This is a genomic window from Duganella sp. (genome assembly GCF_039595735.1).
Taxonomy (GTDB): Bacteria; Pseudomonadota; Gammaproteobacteria; order Burkholderiales; family Burkholderiaceae_D; genus Rugamonas.
On record NZ_JBCNLB010000001.1, the window covers coordinates 225,138 to 242,821 of the forward strand.

The following is a 17,684-nucleotide window of genomic DNA, read 5'->3' on the forward strand; positions in this document are numbered from 1 at the left end:
ATTTTCTGCATGAGCACTGCCGCCAAGCTGGACAATTGCGCCAACTGCGAAACGCCGCTGAGCGGCCACTTCTGTTCCAACTGCGGCCAGGAAGCGGTGCTGCACCACGCCAGCACGCGCGAGTTCCTGCATGAATTCATCGGCCACTACGTGGCGCTGGAGGGCAAGCTGTGGAGCTCGCTGCGGTTGCTGATCCTCAAGCCGGGCGAGCTGACCAATGAATACATCCGCGGCCGCCGCGTGCGCTATGTGCAGCCGCTGCGCATGTACCTGACCTTCAGCGTGCTGTTCTTTGCCCTGTTCAAATTCACCAGCGACGGCAGCAGCCACGTCGAGGCCAAGGTCGAAGGCCAGACCACCGCCGCCAAGGCGGTGGCGCCGGCGCGCGTGCTGGCCGATACCGTGGCCGCCGAGCGCGCGCGCATCGGCAAGCCGGCCACGCCGGAAGATGCGGCCAGCCACTCAGCCGCCAAGGAGGCCGTGGCCGAGATGATGAGCGACATGGCGGCTGAAGACGCCCGGTCGGAAATGCGCGCCGCCAAGGCCCAGGCCGCGGCCGACGCCGCTCCCAAGGACGATGACAAGGACGTCAACGTCAACATCAACGAAGAATACATTGACGGCAAGCTGAGTGACTGGCCGCTGCTGCGCCGCCAGTGGCATGCGCTCAACCAGTTGCCGCCGGAAGAGCAGGTCAAGGTGTTCAAGAACGGCATGAGCCATTACGCGCCGTACGCCATCTTCTGCCTGATGCCGGTGTTTGCGCTGTTCCTCAAGGTGCTGTACCTGGGCTCGGGGCGCCGTTTCGGCGAACACATGCTGTTTGCGCTGCACACCAATGCCTTTGCCTTCCTGATGTTCTGCGTGATCCTGCTGGCGCACTTCCCGCTGCTGCAGTTCGCGCTGTGGTGCTGGCTGATCGGCTACCTGCCATGGGCCATGCGGCGCGTGTACCACAGCAGCCGCCTTGGTACTTTTGCGCGCTGGTCAGCGCTGATGCTGGCCTATATGATCGCGCTATTGTTTGCGGTGATGGTGTCGGCTGGCATGGGCATCCTGTCGGTCGGCCATTAAACTTGCGCCAGACACTGTTTAAATGTACAGTGACGGCGCGCCTAGCCTGAAGCCGAGATTTTTATGACCACCACGCACGCTGTTTTCCACACTATCGCACTGGTCGTGCGCCCGAATACCGACGGCATTGCCGAATCGGTGGGCAGCGTGGTCGATTTCCTGCAGCAGCGCGGCTATGAGGTGGTGTTTGAAGAAGCCACCGCCGCCCACCTGGGCGTGCAGCTGGACGATGCGCGCGTGCTGAGCGCGGCCGGCATCGGCGCCGAATGCGACGCCGCCATCGTCATGGGCGGCGACGGCACCATGCTGGGCATCGCCCGCCAGCTGGCGCCGTTCAATGTGCCGCTGATCGGCATCAACCAGGGCCGGCTCGGCTTCATGACCGACATCCCGCTGGAAGGCATGCACGATGCGCTGGGCCGCATCCTGAGCGGCAGCTACAAGGCCGAGCGCCGCACCCTGCTGGAAGGCCGCGTGATGCGCGGCGACGCCAGCATCCACGTCGGCATGGCGGTCAACGACGTGGTGGTGTCGCGCGGCGCCGGCGCCGGCATGGCCGAGCTGCGCGTCGATGTGGACGGCCAGTTCATGTACAACCAGCGTTCGGATGGCCTGATCATCTCGACCCCGACCGGCTCCACCGCCTACGCGCTGTCGGCCGGCGGACCGCTGCTGCACCCGTCGCTGGGCGGCATCGTGATGGTGCCGATCGCGCCGCACGCGCTGTCCAACCGCCCGATCGTGCTGCCGGAATCGAGCGAGATCGTGGTGGAGATCGTGCGCGGGCGCGACATCAGCGTCAACTTCGACATGCAAACCTTTGCCAGCCTGCAGTCGCAGGACCGCATCGTGATCCAGCGCTCGCCGCATGCGATCACCTTCCTGCATCCGGACGGCTGGAGCTACTACAACACTCTGCGCGAAAAGCTGCACTGGAACGAATACCCGTCCGGTGAGGGCAAGCTCGCTTAATCACCTTTATTGGCCTCCATGCTGCGTACCCTGTCCATCCGTGATTTTGTTATCGTCGAGTCGATCGAACTGGAGTTCTCCGCCGGCTTCACCGTGTTCACCGGCGAGACCGGCGCCGGCAAATCGATCCTGATCGATGCGCTGACGCTGGCGCTGGGCGGCCGCGGCGACGCCAGCGTGGTGCGCGAGGGCGCCGCCAAGGCTGACATCACGGCCGATTTCGCGCTCAGCGCCCAGGCGCGCGAGTGGCTGGTGGCGCATGAATTCGCGGTGGAAGAAGATGGGGCGCTGCTGCGCCGCGTGATCGACAACGCCGGCCGCAGCAAGGCTTACATCAACGGCATCGCCGCCACCGCCGCGCAACTGCGCGAGCTGGGCGACCTGCTGGTCGACATCCACGGCCAGCACGCGCACCAGTCGCTGATGAAGACCGAGGCCCAGCGCGACCTGCTGGACGGCCAGGCCGGCGCCGCCGGCGAAGCGCGCGCGGTGGCCGCGGCCTACAAGGCATGGCGCGCGCTGGCGAAGCAGCTGGAGGAATTCGAGACCAACGCCGCCAACGTGCTGTATGAACGCGAGCGCCTGGAGTGGCAGGTCAATGAACTGGAAAAGCTGGCGGTCAAGCCGGGCGAATGGGCGGAGGTCAGCAATGAACAAAGCCGCCTGTCGCACGCGGCCAGTTTGATGGAAGGTGCGCAGGAAGCGCTGGCGGCGATCTCCGAAGCGGAAGACCATCCGATCTTGTCGCAGCTGTCGTCGCTGAACCAGAAGCTGGGCAAGCTGGCCGATATCGACAGCGGCCTGCAGCCGATCGTGGACCTGATCGAGCCGGCGCGCATCCAGCTGCAGGAGGCGGTGTATGCGCTCAATGATTATCTGGACCGCGTGGACCTCGATCCGGCGCGCCTGCGCAGCGTCGAGGCGCGCATGGACGCCATCCATTCGGCGGCGCGCAAGTTCCGCGTGCCGGAAGACGAGCTGCCGCAGGAACACGCCAGGCTGGCCACGCGGCTGTCGCAGCTGGCCGACGCCACCGATCTGGAAGGCTTGCGCAAGCAGGAAGAGAAGCTGAAGTCGGCCTACCTGGCCGAGGCGTCCAAACTGAGCGCCACCCGCGCGCGCGCCGCGCGGCAGCTGGGCGAGGCGGTCACCAAGGCGATGCAGGAACTGAACATGACCGGCGGCCGTTTCGAGGTCGCGCTGCATGCCTGCGAGCCGGCCGCGTATGGCGTCGAGCAGGTGGAATTCCTGGTGGCCGGTCATGCCGGCGTGGCGGCGCGGCCGCTGGCCAAGGTGGCCTCGGGCGGCGAACTGGCGCGCATTTCGCTGGCGATTTCGGTCATCACCTCCGACGCCACTACGGTGCCGACCCTGATCTTCGATGAAGTGGACAGCGGCATCGGCGGCGGCGTGGCGGAAGTGGTGGGGCGCTTGCTGCGCCGGCTGGGGCAGGAGCGCCAGGTGCTGTGCGTGACGCACTTGCCGCAGGTGGCCAGCCAGGCCAGCCAGCACTTCCAGGTGGCCAAGGGCACGCTGGACAATGGCAAGACGGCCTCGCGCATCGACGTGCTGGACGCCAAGTCGCGGGTGGAAGAAATCGCCCGCATGCTGGGCGGGCTGGAAATCACCGCCACCACCCGCAAGCACGCCCGCGAACTGCTCGCTTCCTGATATCGCTCAGTTCAAGCGCGGATAAACGCGCTAAGATTGATCATTGGCCTTGACAATGGAGGGCGATCATGGAAACCGAGCAAAGATTCGAAAGACTGGAATTTTTTGCTGACGAAACCAAGCAGCGCCTGACGCGCATTGAGACGCGGCTTGAGGAGATGGCGACCAAAGCGGATTTGTTCGCTCTTGAAGCAAGGCTGATCAAGTGGATGATTGCGACCGCTTTCGCGATTACCACCGTCATGGGTGGCGTAGCAGTCGCGGTCGCAAAGCTTATACATTAAGATAAGGGCTTACGGTTCAACCTTCAGCCATTCATGACCTTCCAAAAAGAACCTCCCCACAAGCACGGCAGCGTCGGCCGCAGCGCCATCGTCCTGGTTAATCTCGGCACGCCGGACGCGCCGACCCGTTCCGCGGTGCGCCGCTATCTCAAGCAATTCCTGTCCGACCCGCGTGTGGTCGAGATACCGCGCGCGATCTGGTGGTTCATCCTCAACCTGATCATCCTGCCGTTCCGCTCCGGCCAGTCGGCCAAAAAATACGCCACCATCTGGACCAGCGAAGGCTCGCCGCTGCGCACCCATACCGATGCCCAGGCGCTCGGCCTGCGCGCCGCGCTGGGCGAACGCGGCCATGAAGAGCTGATCGTCGCCATGGCCATGCGCTATGGCTCGCCGTCGCTGCCGGAAGTGCTTGGCAAGCTGAAGGCCGACGGCGCCGACCGCATCCTGCTGCTGCCGGCCTACCCGCAATACTCCGGCACCACCACCGGCTCCATCTGCGACGCCGTGTTCCAGCACTACGGCAGCGTGCGCAACATTCCCGAGCTGCGCTTCGTGCGCAACTACCACGACCATGAGGGCTATATCCGCGCCCTGCGCGACGCCGTGCTTAATCACTGGGAACAGCACGGCAAGCCGGAAAAACTGGTGATGAGCTTCCACGGCGTGCCCAAGCGCACCCTGATGCTGGGCGACCCCTACCACTGCGAATGCCTGAAAACCGCGCGCCTGCTGGCCGCCGCCCTCAAGCTGACGCCGGAGCAGTACGTGGTCACCTTCCAGTCGCGCTTCGGCAAGGCCGAGTGGCTGCAGCCGTACACCGCGCCCACCGTGGCCCAGCTGGCGCGCGACGGCGTGCGCCGGCTGGACGTGATCTGCCCCGGCTTCATCAGCGATTGCCTGGAAACGCTGGAAGAAATCAATATGGAAGTGCGGCACGATTTCGAGGCCAACGGCGGTACCGACTACCACTATATCCCCTGCCTGAACGAAACCCCGGCCTGGATCGCCGCGCTGGCCGAGATTGCCGAACAGCACATCATTGGCTGGCCGACCCAGCTGGCACCGTCGCAACGCGAGGCGCTGCGCAAAGAGGCCGAGGCCGGCCGCGACAAGGCCCTGGCGCTTGGGGCCGCCGACTGAAAAGCAACAACCCCGCCCCCGTCACCCCGTCACCCGATAATCAGCACTTGCGGGTGACGAGTGCCAGCCTGTTAAAATAGCCGCCTGATGCAAGCTTAACGTTGTCGAAATGGCAGGCAAATAAACCCTTGAAATCGTAGGTTATTGCCCCATTTGCTGCCACAGCGGTAACAAAAGTAATGTCAAACAAATACGATTGTAGGAGTCTTTAGATGCAAGATCAGGAAAACCAAGCCGTACCACCTAATCCAGAGGCGGCTGAAGCCGCTGCGTCGGCCCCACCATCGACCCCGGAACAAGCCGCTGGCCAGCCGTCGCTGGAAGAACAGCTGGCCGCTACCGAAGCCAAGCTGGCTGAAATGCACGACGCCTTCATGCGCGCCAAAGCCGACGGCGAAAACATCCGCCGCCGCGCCCAGGAAGACGTGGCCAAGGCCCATAAATTCGCTGTCGAAAGCTTTGCCGAAGCCATGGTGCCGGTCAAGGACAGCCTGGAAATGGCCCTGAAAGTGGACGCGCCTACCGTCGAATCGCTGAAGGAAGGCGTGGAAATGACGCTGAAACAGCTGTCCTCCGCCTTCGAGCGTAACCGCCTGATCGCCATCGAACCGGCCCAGGGCGAAAAACTGGACCCGAACAAGCACCAGGCCGTGGCCGTGGTGCCGGCCGAGCAGGAAGCCAACACCGTCGTGACTGTGCTGCAAAAAGGTTACATGATCGCCGACCGCCTGCTGCGTCCGGCCATCGTTACCGCAGCGCAAGCAAAGTAATTTTAAGCTCTTGAAACAATAGAGTTTTTCCACATATTAGTACCATCTGAACTTTAGCAAATAAGGAAAAAAATCATGGGTCGTATTATCGGTATCGATTTGGGAACCACCAACTCGTGCGTTTCCGTCATGGAAAACGGTCAGCCTAAGGTAATCGAGAACGCCGAAGGCGCGCGCACGACGCCATCCATCATTGCTTATCAAGACGATGGTGAAATCCTGGTCGGCGCGCCGGCAAAACGCCAGGCTGTGACCAACCCAAAAAACACCCTGTTCGCGGTGAAGCGCCTGATCGGTCGTAAGTTCGACGAGAAGGAAGTGCAGAAGGACATCGGTCTGATGCCTTACGCCATCACCAAGGCCGACAACGGCGACGCCTGGATCAGCGTGCGCGACAAGAAACTGGCGCCGCCGCAAATCTCGGCCGAAGTGCTGCGCAAGATGAAGAAAACCGCGGAAGACTACCTGGGTGAAGAAGTCACCGAGGCCGTCATCACCGTGCCGGCGTACTTCAACGACTCGCAGCGTCAAGCTACCAAGGACGCCGGCCGCATCGCCGGTCTGGACGTCAAGCGCATCATCAACGAACCAACCGCAGCGGCACTGGCCTTCGGCCTGGACAAGTCGGAAAAGGGCGACCGCAAGATCGCCGTGTACGACCTGGGCGGCGGTACCTTTGACGTATCGATCATTGAAATCGCGGACGTGGACGGCGAGAAGCAGTTTGAAGTGCTGTCGACCAACGGCGACACCTTCCTGGGCGGCGAAGACTTCGACCAGCGCGTGATCGACTACATCATCGAAGAGTTCAAGAAGGTCAACGGCCTGGATCTGAAAAAAGACCCGATCGCCCTGCAGCGTATCAAGGCTTCGGCCGAGCGCGCCAAGATCGAACTGTCGTCGTCGGCCCAGACTGAAATCAACGAGCCGTACATCGCCATGGCGAACGGCGCGCCGGTCCACCTGACCCTGAAGATCACCCGCGCCAAGCTGGAATCGCTGGTGGAAGAGCTGATCAACGCCACCATCGAGCCTTGCCGCACCGCCATCAAGGACGCCGGCATCAAGGTATCGGACATCGACGACATCATCCTGGTCGGCGGCATGACCCGTATGCCGAAGGTGCAGGAGAAAGTGAAAGAGTTCTTCGGCAAGGATCCACGCAAGGACGTGAACCCGGACGAAGCGGTGGCCGTGGGTGCCGCAATTCAGGGTTCGGTGCTGTCGGGCGAGCGCAAAGACCTGCTGCTGCTGGACGTGACCCCGCTGTCGCTGGGTATCGAAACCCTGGGCGGCGTGATGACCAAGATGATTCACAAGAACACCACGATCCCGACCAAGTTCTCGCAAGTGTTCTCGACCGCCGATGACAACCAGCCTGCGGTGACCATCAAGGTCTACCAGGGCGAGCGTGAAATCGCGGCCGGTAACAAGAGCCTGGGTGAATTCAATCTGGAAGGCATCCCGCCAGCAGCACGCGGCACCCCGCAGATCGAAGTGACCTTCGACATCGACGCCAACGGCATTCTGCACGTCGGCGCGAAAGACAAGGCCACCGGCAAAGAGAACAAGATCACGATCAAGGCCAACTCCGGCCTGACCGAAGCGGAAATCCAGAAAATGGTGAAAGACGCTGAAGTCAACGCCGAAGAAGACAAGAAAGTGAAGGAACTGGCCGAGTCGCGCAACCAGGCCGACGCGCTGGTGCACTCGACCCGCAAGTCGCTGACCGAATACGGCGACAAGCTGGAAGCCGGCGAGAAAGAGAAGATCGAAGCGGCGATCAACGACCTGGAAGCCTCGGTCAAATCGGGCGACAAGGCCGAGATCGACGCCAAGGTGGCCGCGCTGTCGACCGCTTCGCAGAAGCTGGGCGAGAAGATGTACGCTGACATGCAAGCCCAGCAGGCCGCTGGCGGCGCCGAAGGCGCAGCCCCAGGCGCCGGTGCTGAGCAGGCCAAGCAGCAGGACGACGTGGTCGACGCCGACTTCAAGGAAGTCAAAGACAGCAAGTAATCGCCATCCCGCGCAAGCGGGTGTGGCCAGCCGAGTCGTGTGGCAACGCCGCCGGCTCGGCTTTTTCGCATAAATCAGTACAGAATATAAGCAAGGTTACGACAACATGGCAAAGCGTGATTTCTACGAGGTACTCGGTGTTGCAAAGGGCGCATCCGAGGACGAGATCAAGAAGGCCTATCGCAAACTGGCTATGAAGTACCATCCGGACCGCAATCCGGACAGCAAGGACGCGGAAGAGAAATTCAAGGAAGTCAAAGAAGCCTACGAGATGCTGACCAATCCGGAAAAGCGCGAGGCGTATGACCGCTATGGTCACGCCGGCGTCGATCCGAACATGGGCGGCGGCGGCGGCTTTGGCGGCGGCGGTTTCGGCGACGCGTTTGGCGACATCTTTGGCGACATCTTCGGTGGCGGCCGCGGCCGCAGCCAGGGGCCGCAGGTGTACCGCGGCGCCGACCTGCGCTACAACCTGGAGATCACGCTGGAGCAGGCCGCGCACGGCTTCGACACCACCATCCGCGTGCCGTCGTGGGACAAGTGCGACACCTGCCACGGTTCCGGCGCCAAGCCGGGCACCTCGCCGGTGACGTGCTCGACCTGCGCCGGCCACGGCCAGGTGCGCATGCAGCAGGGCTTCTTCAGCATCCAGCAGACTTGCCCGAAATGCCACGGCACCGGCAAGATCATTCCGGAACCGTGCGCCGCCTGCTCGGGCCAGGGCCGCATCAAGCGCAACAAGACGCTGGAAGTGAAAATCCCGGTCGGCATCGACAACGGCATGCGCATCCGCTCGTCCGGCAACGGCGAGCCGGGCACCAATGGCGGGCCGTCGGGCGACTTGTACGTGGAAATCCACATCAAGCCGCATCCGGTGTTCCAGCGCGAAGGCGACGATCTGCACTGCGAAATGCCGATCTCGTTTGCCAAGGCGGCCCTGGGCGGCGAAATCGAGGTGCCGACGTTGTCTGGTAAAGTAGCGTTTACAATCCCGGAAGGCACCCAGTCGGGCAAGACCTTCCGCCTGAAAGGCAAGGGCATCAAGGGCGTGCGTTCCGGCTTTGCCGGCGACTTGTTCTGCCATGTGGCGGTCGAGACGCCGGTCAAGCTGACCGAGAAGCAGAAAGAACTGCTGCGCGAGTTCGAGAAGTCGACCACCGAAGGTGGCGCCAAGCACAGCCCACAGACGAAAACCTGGCGCGACAAGGTGAAGGATTTTTTTGAGTAATTCACCCGTCACGTTGAATCGGTAATATCCAGACCGCCGCGCTGCGTTGTGAGCAGACCGGCGGTCTTCTTATGTACGAGAGGAGCATCATGGAAAGCCTGAAGAACAGCACATCCCCCCTGCGTCACCTGCTGGAGAACAACCGCAAATGGGCCGCATCGGAAATCGAGCGCGACCCGGACTTCTTCAACCGCCTGGCCACGCAAGCGGCGCCGGAATACCTGTGGATCGGTTGCTCGGACAGCCGGGTGCCGGCAAACGAGCTGCTGGGCCTGGCGCCGGGCGACGTCTTCGTCCACCGCAACATCGCCAACGTGGTGGTGCACTCCGACCTGAACTGCCTGTCGGTGCTGCAGTTTGCGGTGGAAGTGCTGAAGGTCAAGCACGTGATCGTAGTCGGCCACTACGGCTGCAAAGGCGTGCACGCGGCCATGACCGGCACCCGCGTCGGCCTGGTCGACAACTGGCTGCGCCACGTGTATGACGTGAACCAGAAGCACGAGCGCTACCTGGGCGCCGTGGTCAACGAACAGAAGCGCTCGGAGCGCCTGGTGGAACTGAACGTGGTCGAGCAAGTGAACAACGTGGTGCAAACCACCATCGTGCGCGACGCCTGGGACCGCGGCCAGGAACTGACCGTGCATGGCTGGGTCTATGGCATCAACGACGGCAAGCTGCAAGACATGGGCATCGCCGTCAGCGCGCTGGACCAACTGGCCCCGGTCGTGCAGCAGCGCTTGGCGAAGTACGAAGCTGCATAAATTCCGCATAACGATATCGGATTAGATTCGTTTTCTCACGAAGGACGGCGGCATAGACTGGATGGCACATCTTTACAAGAGAGTGTGTCATGGCTGCCGTCCTTCAGGATTCTTTTCAGGTTGAGCTGTTCGATGCGCCGCTGGGCGCGGAGATTGTCGGGCTGGATCTGAACCGCCCGCTGCCGCAGCGGGACTTTCAACGCATTCATAAGGCGCATCTGGATCACCATCTGCTGGTGTTCCGCGATCAGCGCATCACGCCCCAACAGCAGGTCGATTTCAGCCGCCGCTTCGGGCCGCTGCAGATCCATGTGCTGCGCAATTTCCAGCTGCCTTCCCATCCGGAGGTGCTGATCATTTCGAATATCATCGAGAACGGCAAGCCGCTCGGCCTGGGCGATGCCGGCCATTTCTGGCACTCGGACCTCTCGTACAAGGACAAGCCCAGCCTCGGCTCGATGCTGCATGCGCAGGAGTTGCCGCTGGAGGGCGGCGATACGCTGTTCGCCAATATGCATCTGGCTTACGACACGCTGCCGGCCGCGCTGCGCCACGCGGTGCACGGCGCGCGTGCTGAGCACAGCTATCTGGCGCAGTATGAAGAGCTGCGCCGCCGCAGTCCGTTCCGCCCGGCGCTGACGCAGGCGCAGATCGATGAGGTCAAGCCGGTGCTGCATCCGGTGGTGCGCAGGCATCCGGAGACGGGGCGCGAGGCCTTGTTCGTCAGTGAGCATTTCACCACCCGCATTGACGGCATTCCCGACGACGAGAGCCGCGCGCTGCTGGCCGAGTTGTTCGCGCACAGCGTCAAGCCGGAGCATGTGTATCGCCATCGCTGGGCGCCGCATGATCTGGTGTTCTGGGATAACCGCTCGCTGATGCATCTTGCCGGCGGCACGCCTGAGCATTTGCGCCGCAAGCTGTACCGCACCACCATCGAAGGCGATGTGCCTTTCTAATCCAATGAGGAAACCCATGTTCAGATTGACCGCCGCCATCCTGGCCCTGTCGCTTGCCGCCGCTGCTCCCGCGCGGGCCGAGGGGCGCATTCGTATCGCCGAGCAGTTCGGCGTGGTGTACCTGCTGCTTAACGTGGCGCAGGATCAGCAGCTGATCGAGAAGCAGGGCAAGAAGCTCGGCGTTGATATCACGGTGGAGCGCTTGCAGTTGTCAGGCGGTTCGGCGGTGAATGATGCGCTGCTGTCGGGCGCCATCGATATCGCCGGCGCCGGCGTCGGCCCGCTGCTGACCATCTGGGACCGCACCAGCGGCCGGCAGAATGTGAAGGGCGTAGCCTCGCTGGGCAGCTTCCCTTATTACCTGGTCAGCACCAACCCGAAGGTGAAGTCGATTGCGGATCTGAGCGAGAAGGACCGGATTGCGCTGCCGGCGGTGACGGTGTCGGTGCAGTCGCGCATCTTGCAGTATGCGGCGGCCAAGCAGTGGGGCGACAAGGAGTTTGCGCGTCTCGATAAGTACACGCAGACCTTGCCGCATCCGGATGCGGCGGCGGCGCTCATCGCGGGCGGTACGGAGATCAACGGCCACTTCGGCAATCCACCGTTCCAGGAGCAGGAGCTGGCTGCGAACCCGAATGCGCGCATCATTTTGAATTCCTACGATGTGCTGGGCGGGCCGAGTTCGGCCACGGTGCTGTATGCCACCGAGAAGTTCCGCAACGAGAATCCGAAGACCTATCGGGCCTTTACCGCCGCGCTGGCGGAGGCGGCGCAGTACATCGCCAAAAATCCGGAAGGCGCGGCCGACACCTATCTGCGGGTCAGCAAGGCCAAGGTGGATCGCGCGCTGCTGCTGAAGATCATCAGGAACCCGCAGGTGAATTTCAGCGTGGCGCCGCAGAATACCTATGGACTGGCGCAGTTCCTGTACCGCGTCGGTGCGATCAAGAAGCAGCCGGCCAGCTGGCGCGACTACTTCTTTGACGATCCTGTGATTGCGGCCGGGTCATGAGCTTGCAGATCGTCAGCCCGACCGGCGGCATCCAGCCTCTGCTGCGCGCGCAGCACGTGAGCCTGGAATATGGCGGCACGCGCGCCACGCAGGATGTCAGCTTCGATGTGTATCGCGGTGACCGCTTTGTGCTGCTGGGGCCTTCGGGCTGCGGCAAGTCGTCCTTGCTGAAGGCGGCGGCTGGCTTCATCCAGCCAGCCAGCGGCAGCATCGCCATCCATGGCGCCGAGGTGCGCGGGCCGGGGCCGGATCGCATCGTCGTGTTTCAGGAATTCGATCAGCTGCCACCCTGGAAGACGGTCAAGGAAAATGTGATGTTTCCGTTGTTGATGAGCAGGCGCGTCAGCCGGCATGAGGCCGCCGAGCGGGCCATGCATTGGATCGGCAAGGTGGGCCTGGGGGGATTTGAGCATGCGCATCCGCACACGCTGTCCGGCGGCATGAAGCAGCGTGTGGCGATTGCGCGCGCACTCGCCATGCAGCCGGAGGTGCTGTTGATGGACGAGCCGTTCGCCGCGCTCGACGCGCTCACGCGGCGCAAGATGCAGGAGGAGCTGGGGCGCTTGTGGGAAGAGCTGCGCTTTACCTTGTTGTTTGTGACGCATTCGATAGAGGAGGCGCTGGTGGTGGGGAATCGGATATTGCTGCTGTCGCCGCATCCGGGGCAGGTGAGGGCGGAGTTGAATAGCCATCAGTTCGATCTGGTGAGCGCGGGCAGTGCGGAGTTTCAGGCGGCCACCCAGCGCATCCACGGATTGCTGTTCGGTGATGCTGCCGCCGCCGTCGCCCCGGCAGACGGCGGACGGTATGCCGCTGCGACCCATGCTGAGCGTGCCGGCAAGCGGGCTATGGGCCGCACAGGCGTAGCGCCCGGCGTGCGCCGGGACGACGGGGTGGCGCGATGAGCCAGGTCTTCGATCCGCCGATCCGGCAGGAGCGCGAATATGCCGTCGCGCCGCCGGCGTTGCGGCCGGCCGCGCCGGCACTGCCGCTGGCCGCCAGCGCATGGCAGCAGGGCTGGCTGCGCAAGGCGTTCATCCTCATCGTGCTGGCCGTCGTATGGGAAGCCGCCGCCCGCTGGCAAAACAATGACTTGCTGCTGCCGACCTTCCTGCAAACCGCACACGCCTTCATCGACGGCATCGCCAGCGGCGAATTGCCGGACCGGGTGCGCGTCTCGCTCACCGTCCTGCTGCAAGGCTATGCGGCGGGCATCCTGGCCGCCTTCGCCCTGACCGCGCTGGCCGCCTCCACCCGCATCGGCCGCGATCTGCTGGAAACCCTGACCGCCATGTTCAACCCCTTGCCCGCCATCGCCCTGCTGCCGCTGGCGCTGCTGTGGTTCGGCCTGGGCAAGGCCAGCCTGCTGTTCGTGATCGTGCACGCGGTGCTGTGGCCGCTGGCAGTGGGCGCCTACGCCGGCTTCCAGTCCGTGCCCGACACCTTGCGCATGGCCGGCCGCAATTATGGGCTCAGCGGCCTGCGCTTCGTGCTGCACATCCTGGTGCCGGCCGCCCTGCCCTCCATCCTGTCCGGCCTGAAGATCGGCTGGGCCTTCGCCTGGCGCACCCTGATCGCCGCCGAGCTGGTATTCGGCACCACCGCCGGCCAGGGCGGCCTGGGCTGGTACATCTTCCAGAACCGTAACGAGCTGTATACAGACAAGGTCTTTGCCGGTCTGGCCGCCGTCATCCTGATCGGCTTGTTCATTGACAATGTGGTATTCCGTCCACTCGAAACCCTGACGATACGGCGCTGGGGCATGCAGCGTTAGGATGAATACTGGCAGAATTTGTCGGTTGTACCGTAAAATCTGCCCATGAGCATCCAAAATACTGGTTTGATTCTTGCTTGGAGCAAGGTCATGACCCACTCCCATGCGTAAGCCGGCCATGCCCAATTTGCGTATCGTTGTCGTCAACACCGTCATCCATGACGAGGATGACGAGGCGCTGCACGCGCAGGCCGAGCGCGCGCGGGTATTGCGCATTGGGCTGCTGGAAGCCGGCTACGACATCATCGCCTCGCTGCCGCCGGATATGTACTTGCCCGAGCGCATCGCCCAGCTGCAGCCCGACATGATCATCGTCGATGCCGAGTCGGACGCGCGCGATGTGCTGGAGCACGTGGTGATCGCCACCCGCGACGAACGCCGCCCGATTGTCATGTTCACCGAAGACCAGGACCCGGACAGCATGGAAGCCGCGGTCGAAGCCGGCGTCTCGGCCTATGTGGTGGCCGGCCTGCAGAGCGAACGCATCAAACCGGTGCTGCAGGTGGCGCTGGCCCAGTTCAAGCGCGAGCAAAAGCTGCTGGACGAGCTGAGCGACACCAAGAGCAAGCTGGCCGAGCGCAAGGTGATCGAGCGCGCCAAGGGCCTGCTGATGGAGCGTCAGCGCTTCACTGAGGAGCAGGCCTACCAAAAGCTGCGCTCGATGGCGATGAGCAAGAACCTCAAGCTGTCGGAAGTGGCGCAGCGGATTCTGGACGTCGAAGACCTTTTGGGCTGAAAACGCCCGCCCAAAATGATGCACCGCGCAAAAGCGGTGCATTTTTTTTGCCTGAAATCTCCCTTTCCCCCTGTAAAGCTGCTGGCACGGACATTGCATAACCGTAGACAAGCGCAATGCTGCGCGGCTGTGTCCTGCCAACGGCGGTGGGGCCCACCAGACAACGACGTCTACCAATCATGAATTCGTTTCGTGAGGGTAGGCGTTTTTTTTGGCTCTTAGTTATCGACGACTACAAGAAGGGGAAACACCATGAACTACACAAAACTAGGCACTCCAAAGACGGAAGCAGTCAACGTAACACGCAGAAAAATAATTCATGGTGCAGGTCTTGTAGCGGGAGGAAGTATGTTGGGTTTGTCGACGGGTGGTGTCTGGGCAGCAGGTTCGGATAAGCCGGAAAAGGAAGAAATCAAGATCGGCTTCATCCCGCTGACCGACTGCGCTTCCGTGGTCATGGCCTCGGTGCTGGGCTTCGACAAGAAGTATGGCGTCAAATTCGTGCTGAGCAAGGAAGCCTCCTGGGCCGGCGTGCGCGACAAGCTGGCCAATGGCGACCTGGACGCGGCGCACGTGCTGTATGGCCTGCTGTACGGCGTACAAATGGGCATCGGCGGCCAGAAAAAAGACATGGCCGTGCTCATGAGCCTGAATAACAATGGCCAGGCCATTACCCTGTCCAAGAAAGTGGCTGACAAGGGCGGCGTCGACGGTGCCTCGCTGGCCAGGCTGATGCAAACCGACAAGCGCGAATACACCTTCGCGCAAACCTTCCCGACCGGCACCCACGCCATGTGGCTGTACTACTGGCTGGCCGCCAACGGCATCAACCCGATGAAGGACGCCAAAGTCATCACCGTGCCGCCGCCGCAGATGGTGGCCAATATGCGCGTCGGGAATATGGACGGCTTCTGCGTGGGCGAGCCGTGGAACCACCGCGCCATCATGGACGGCGTCGGCATCACCGCCACCACCACCCAGGAAATCTGGAAGGACCACCCGGAGAAGGTGCTGGGCTCCACCCTGGAATTCGCCAAAAAATACCCGAACACCTGCCGCGCCATGATGGCCGCCATCCTCGATGCCGGCAAATGGATCGACTCTTCGCTGGCCAACAAGAACAAGATGGCCGAAACCATTGCCGATAAATCCTACGTCAACACCAGCAAGGATGCGATCGACCAGCGCATCATGGGCCGCTACCAGAATGGCCTGGGCAAGACCTGGGACGATGCGAACCACATGAAGTTCTACAACGACGGCGCGGTCAACTTCCCCTACCTGTCGGACGGCATGTGGTTCATGACCCAGCACCGCCGCTGGGGCCTGCTGAAGGATGATCCCGACTACCTGGCCGTGGCCACCTCGGTCAATCAGATCGATCTGTACAAGGACGCCGCCACCATGACCAAGACGCCGGTGCCGAAAAGCCCGCTGCGCTCGTCGAAACTGATGGATGGTTCCGTGTGGGACGGCAAGAACCCGAAAGCGTTCGCCGCCTCGTTCAAGATCAAAGCCTGATAACCGGAGGTCGCCATGAATGCCATGCTCAAACCTGACAGCGCTGAGCCGGTTGCGGCTGCGCCAGTGATTCCTCCGGCCGCTGACACGCCGGCCCGCCGCCCGCGCCGTCCGCTTGCCGCCAATTCGACGGCGCGCACGCGCCAGCAAGTGTCCGCCACCGCGCTGAAGATCATCGCGCCGCTGGTGGGCGCCGCCTTGCTGGTGCTGGTCTGGCAAATCATCACCGTCAAGAACAGCAGCTTCCCGACGCCGGCCGCCACGCTGGAAGAGGCGATCAAGCTGTTCTCCGATCCGTTCTACCGCAACAGCCCGAATGACCAGGGCATCGGCTGGAACCTGCTGGCATCGCTGCAGCGCGTCGGCGTGGGCTTTGGCCTGGCCGCGCTGGTGGGGATTCCGCTGGGCTTCCTGATCGGCCGCGTGCAGTTTGTCAGCGCCATGTTCAGCCCGATTATCAGCCTGCTGAAACCGGTGTCGCCGCTGGCCTGGCTGCCAATTGGCCTGCTGATTTTCAAATCGGCCAATCCGGCCGCCATCTGGTCGATCTTCATCTGCTCGATCTGGCCGATGATCATCAACACCGCCATCGGCGTGCAGCGCGTGCCGCAGGACTATATGAACGTGGCGCGTGTGCTCAACCTGTCGGAGTGGAAGATCCTGACCAAGATCCTGCTGCCGTCGGCGCTGCCGTTCGTGCTGACCGGCGTGCGCCTGTCGATCGGCACCGCGTGGCTGGTGATCGTCGCCGCCGAGATGCTGACCGGCGGCGTCGGCATCGGCTTCTGGGTGTGGGATGAGTGGAACAACCTGAATGTCCCGCACATCATCATCGCCATCGGCGCGATTGGCCTGGTTGGCCTGCTGCTGGAGCAGGCGCTGATGGCGCTGGCCCGCGCTTTCACCTACGAACAAGTGTCGAACTAAGGAGCACAGTCATGGACGATCCAAAATTCATCGATATCGAAGGCGTGGAGATGGTGTTCCACACCAAAAAAGGCATCTTCCACGCGCTGCGTGAGATCGACCTGAAAGTCGCCAAGGGCGAATTCATCACCCTGATCGGCCATTCGGGCTGCGGCAAGTCGACCTTGCTCAACCTGATCGCCGGCCTGCTGAGACCGACCGACGGCGTGCTGCTGTGCGCCAACCGCGAGATCGCCGGCCCGTCGCCGGAACGCTCGGTGGTGTTCCAGAACCACTCGCTGCTGCCGTGGCTGACCTGCTACGAAAACATCTACCTCGGCGTCGAGCGCGTGTTTGGCGCCACCGAGACCAGGGCGCAGCTCAAGGAACGCACCATGGCGGCGCTGGCGCTGGTCGGCCTGACGGCGGCCGAAGCCAAGCGCCCGCATGAAATCTCGGGCGGCATGAAGCAGCGTGTCGGCATCGCCCGCGCGCTGGCGATGGAGCCGAAAGTGCTGCTGATGGACGAACCGTTCGGCGCACTGGACGCGCTGACCCGCGCCCACCTGCAGGATGAGCTGCTGAAGATCGTCGCCGCCACCCGGTCCACGGTGGTGATGGTGACGCACGATGTGGACGAAGCGGTGCTGCTGTCCGACCGCATCGTCATGATGACCAACGGCCCGGCCGCCACCATCGGTGAAATCGTCGATGTGCGGCTGGAGCGCCCGCGCGACCGCGTGGCGCTGGCGTCGGATGCGCGCTACATGGAATACCGCACGGCAGTGCTGGAATTCCTGTACCGGAAACAAGCGCATCCCGCCAAAGCCGCTTAATTCAAGGAATCAAGGAGAGAA

General features: G+C 62.8%; 17 protein-coding genes. All 17 read left to right on the forward strand.

Going from position 1 to position 17,684, the window contains the following annotated elements:
• Positions 1-9 precede the first annotated feature (9 nt).
• The 17 genes from ABDW57_RS01045 (at position 10) to ABDW57_RS01125 (ending at position 17,663) form a co-directional block, all read left to right on the forward strand.
• Positions 10-1,074 (forward strand): DUF3667 domain-containing protein, encoded by a 1,065-nt coding sequence (locus ABDW57_RS01045; RefSeq protein ID WP_343728351.1) that lies wholly within the window; start codon positions 10-12, stop codon positions 1,072-1,074.
• Between the two features lie 63 nt (positions 1,075-1,137).
• Positions 1,138-2,046, forward strand: a complete 909-nt coding sequence (locus ABDW57_RS01050) for an NAD kinase (RefSeq protein ID WP_343728352.1) — start codon at positions 1,138-1,140, stop codon at positions 2,044-2,046.
• Between the two features lie 18 nt (positions 2,047-2,064).
• Positions 2,065-3,717 (forward strand): DNA repair protein RecN, encoded by a 1,653-nt coding sequence (recN, locus tag ABDW57_RS01055; protein WP_343728353.1) that lies wholly within the window; start codon positions 2,065-2,067, stop codon positions 3,715-3,717.
• A 68-nt stretch (positions 3,718-3,785) separates the two neighbouring features.
• Positions 3,786-4,001: a hypothetical protein gene (locus tag ABDW57_RS01060; protein ID WP_343728354.1), complete on the forward strand. Its 216-nt coding sequence runs from the start codon at positions 3,786-3,788 to the stop codon at positions 3,999-4,001.
• Between the two features lie 33 nt (positions 4,002-4,034).
• A complete protein-coding gene (gene hemH, locus ABDW57_RS01065) occupies positions 4,035-5,144 on the forward strand; it encodes a ferrochelatase (RefSeq protein WP_343728355.1) in 1,110 nt (369 codons plus the stop codon).
• Positions 5,145-5,356: 212 nt separating this feature from the next.
• On the forward strand, positions 5,357-5,914 hold the full coding sequence (gene grpE, locus ABDW57_RS01070; protein WP_343728356.1) for a nucleotide exchange factor GrpE: 558 nt from the start codon (positions 5,357-5,359) through the stop codon (positions 5,912-5,914).
• Between the two features lie 75 nt (positions 5,915-5,989).
• Entirely contained in the window at positions 5,990-7,930 is a 1,941-nt protein-coding gene (gene dnaK, locus ABDW57_RS01075; protein WP_343728357.1) for a molecular chaperone DnaK, read from the forward strand.
• A gap of 106 nt (positions 7,931-8,036) precedes the next feature.
• A complete protein-coding gene (dnaJ, locus tag ABDW57_RS01080; protein WP_343728358.1) occupies positions 8,037-9,158 on the forward strand; it encodes a molecular chaperone DnaJ in 1,122 nt (373 codons plus the stop codon).
• Between the two features lie 89 nt (positions 9,159-9,247).
• The gene (gene can / locus ABDW57_RS01085) at positions 9,248-9,919 is read left to right on the forward strand and encodes a carbonate dehydratase (RefSeq protein ID WP_343728359.1); all 672 of its coding nucleotides are present in this window, start codon (positions 9,248-9,250) and stop codon (positions 9,917-9,919) included.
• Positions 9,920-10,008: 89 nt separating this feature from the next.
• On the forward strand, positions 10,009-10,878 hold the full coding sequence (locus ABDW57_RS01090; RefSeq protein ID WP_343728360.1) for a TauD/TfdA family dioxygenase: 870 nt from the start codon (positions 10,009-10,011) through the stop codon (positions 10,876-10,878).
• 16 nt (positions 10,879-10,894) lie between these two features.
• Complete coding sequence (locus ABDW57_RS01095; RefSeq protein ID WP_343728361.1) at positions 10,895-11,890, forward strand: ABC transporter substrate-binding protein; 996 nt, start codon at positions 10,895-10,897, stop codon at positions 11,888-11,890.
• On the forward strand, positions 11,887-12,795 hold the full coding sequence (locus ABDW57_RS01100; RefSeq protein WP_343728362.1) for an ABC transporter ATP-binding protein: 909 nt from the start codon (positions 11,887-11,889) through the stop codon (positions 12,793-12,795). Before ABDW57_RS01095 ends, ABDW57_RS01100 begins: the two co-directional genes overlap by 4 nt.
• The gene (locus ABDW57_RS01105) at positions 12,792-13,664 is read left to right on the forward strand and encodes an ABC transporter permease (RefSeq protein ID WP_343728363.1); all 873 of its coding nucleotides are present in this window, start codon (positions 12,792-12,794) and stop codon (positions 13,662-13,664) included. Before ABDW57_RS01100 ends, ABDW57_RS01105 begins: the two co-directional genes overlap by 4 nt.
• 118 nt (positions 13,665-13,782) lie before the next feature.
• The gene (locus tag ABDW57_RS01110; RefSeq protein WP_343728364.1) at positions 13,783-14,400 is read left to right on the forward strand and encodes an ANTAR domain-containing protein; all 618 of its coding nucleotides are present in this window, start codon (positions 13,783-13,785) and stop codon (positions 14,398-14,400) included.
• A 252-nt stretch (positions 14,401-14,652) separates the two neighbouring features.
• Positions 14,653-15,921, forward strand: a complete 1,269-nt coding sequence (locus ABDW57_RS01115) for a CmpA/NrtA family ABC transporter substrate-binding protein (RefSeq protein WP_343728365.1) — start codon at positions 14,653-14,655, stop codon at positions 15,919-15,921.
• Between the two features lie 15 nt (positions 15,922-15,936).
• Entirely contained in the window at positions 15,937-16,848 is a 912-nt protein-coding gene (gene ntrB / locus ABDW57_RS01120; protein WP_343728366.1) for a nitrate ABC transporter permease, read from the forward strand.
• Between the two features lie 11 nt (positions 16,849-16,859).
• Positions 16,860-17,663: an ABC transporter ATP-binding protein gene (locus tag ABDW57_RS01125; protein WP_343728367.1), complete on the forward strand. Its 804-nt coding sequence runs from the start codon at positions 16,860-16,862 to the stop codon at positions 17,661-17,663.
• Positions 17,664-17,684: the final 21 nt, after the last annotated feature.

Bases quoted from the DNA above. Each gene is read 5' to 3' on its own strand.
- ABDW57_RS01045 (WP_343728351.1), top strand. From the start codon at position 10: ATGAGCACTGCCGCCAAGCTGGACAATTGCGCCAACTGCGAAACGCCG.
- ABDW57_RS01060 (WP_343728354.1), top strand. From the start codon at position 3,786: ATGGAAACCGAGCAAAGATTCGAAAGACTGGAATTTTTTGCTGACGAA.
- dnaK (WP_343728357.1), top strand. From the start codon at position 5,990: ATGGGTCGTATTATCGGTATCGATTTGGGAACCACCAACTCGTGCGTT.
- grpE (WP_343728356.1), top strand. From the start codon at position 5,357: ATGCAAGATCAGGAAAACCAAGCCGTACCACCTAATCCAGAGGCGGCT.
- ABDW57_RS01115 (WP_343728365.1), top strand. From the start codon at position 14,653: ATGAACTACACAAAACTAGGCACTCCAAAGACGGAAGCAGTCAACGTA.
- ABDW57_RS01125 (WP_343728367.1), top strand. From the start codon at position 16,860: ATGGACGATCCAAAATTCATCGATATCGAAGGCGTGGAGATGGTGTTC.
- can (WP_343728359.1), top strand. From the start codon at position 9,248: ATGGAAAGCCTGAAGAACAGCACATCCCCCCTGCGTCACCTGCTGGAG.
- ABDW57_RS01050 (WP_343728352.1), top strand. From the start codon at position 1,138: ATGACCACCACGCACGCTGTTTTCCACACTATCGCACTGGTCGTGCGC.
- ABDW57_RS01105 (WP_343728363.1), top strand. From the start codon at position 12,792: ATGAGCCAGGTCTTCGATCCGCCGATCCGGCAGGAGCGCGAATATGCC.
- ABDW57_RS01095 (WP_343728361.1), top strand. From the start codon at position 10,895: ATGTTCAGATTGACCGCCGCCATCCTGGCCCTGTCGCTTGCCGCCGCT.
- ABDW57_RS01110 (WP_343728364.1), top strand. From the start codon at position 13,783: ATGCCCAATTTGCGTATCGTTGTCGTCAACACCGTCATCCATGACGAG.
- ABDW57_RS01100 (WP_343728362.1), top strand. From the start codon at position 11,887: ATGAGCTTGCAGATCGTCAGCCCGACCGGCGGCATCCAGCCTCTGCTG.
- dnaJ (WP_343728358.1), top strand. From the start codon at position 8,037: ATGGCAAAGCGTGATTTCTACGAGGTACTCGGTGTTGCAAAGGGCGCA.
- recN (WP_343728353.1), top strand. From the start codon at position 2,065: ATGCTGCGTACCCTGTCCATCCGTGATTTTGTTATCGTCGAGTCGATC.
- ntrB (WP_343728366.1), top strand. From the start codon at position 15,937: ATGAATGCCATGCTCAAACCTGACAGCGCTGAGCCGGTTGCGGCTGCG.
- ABDW57_RS01090 (WP_343728360.1), top strand. From the start codon at position 10,009: ATGGCTGCCGTCCTTCAGGATTCTTTTCAGGTTGAGCTGTTCGATGCG.
- hemH (WP_343728355.1), top strand. From the start codon at position 4,035: ATGACCTTCCAAAAAGAACCTCCCCACAAGCACGGCAGCGTCGGCCGC.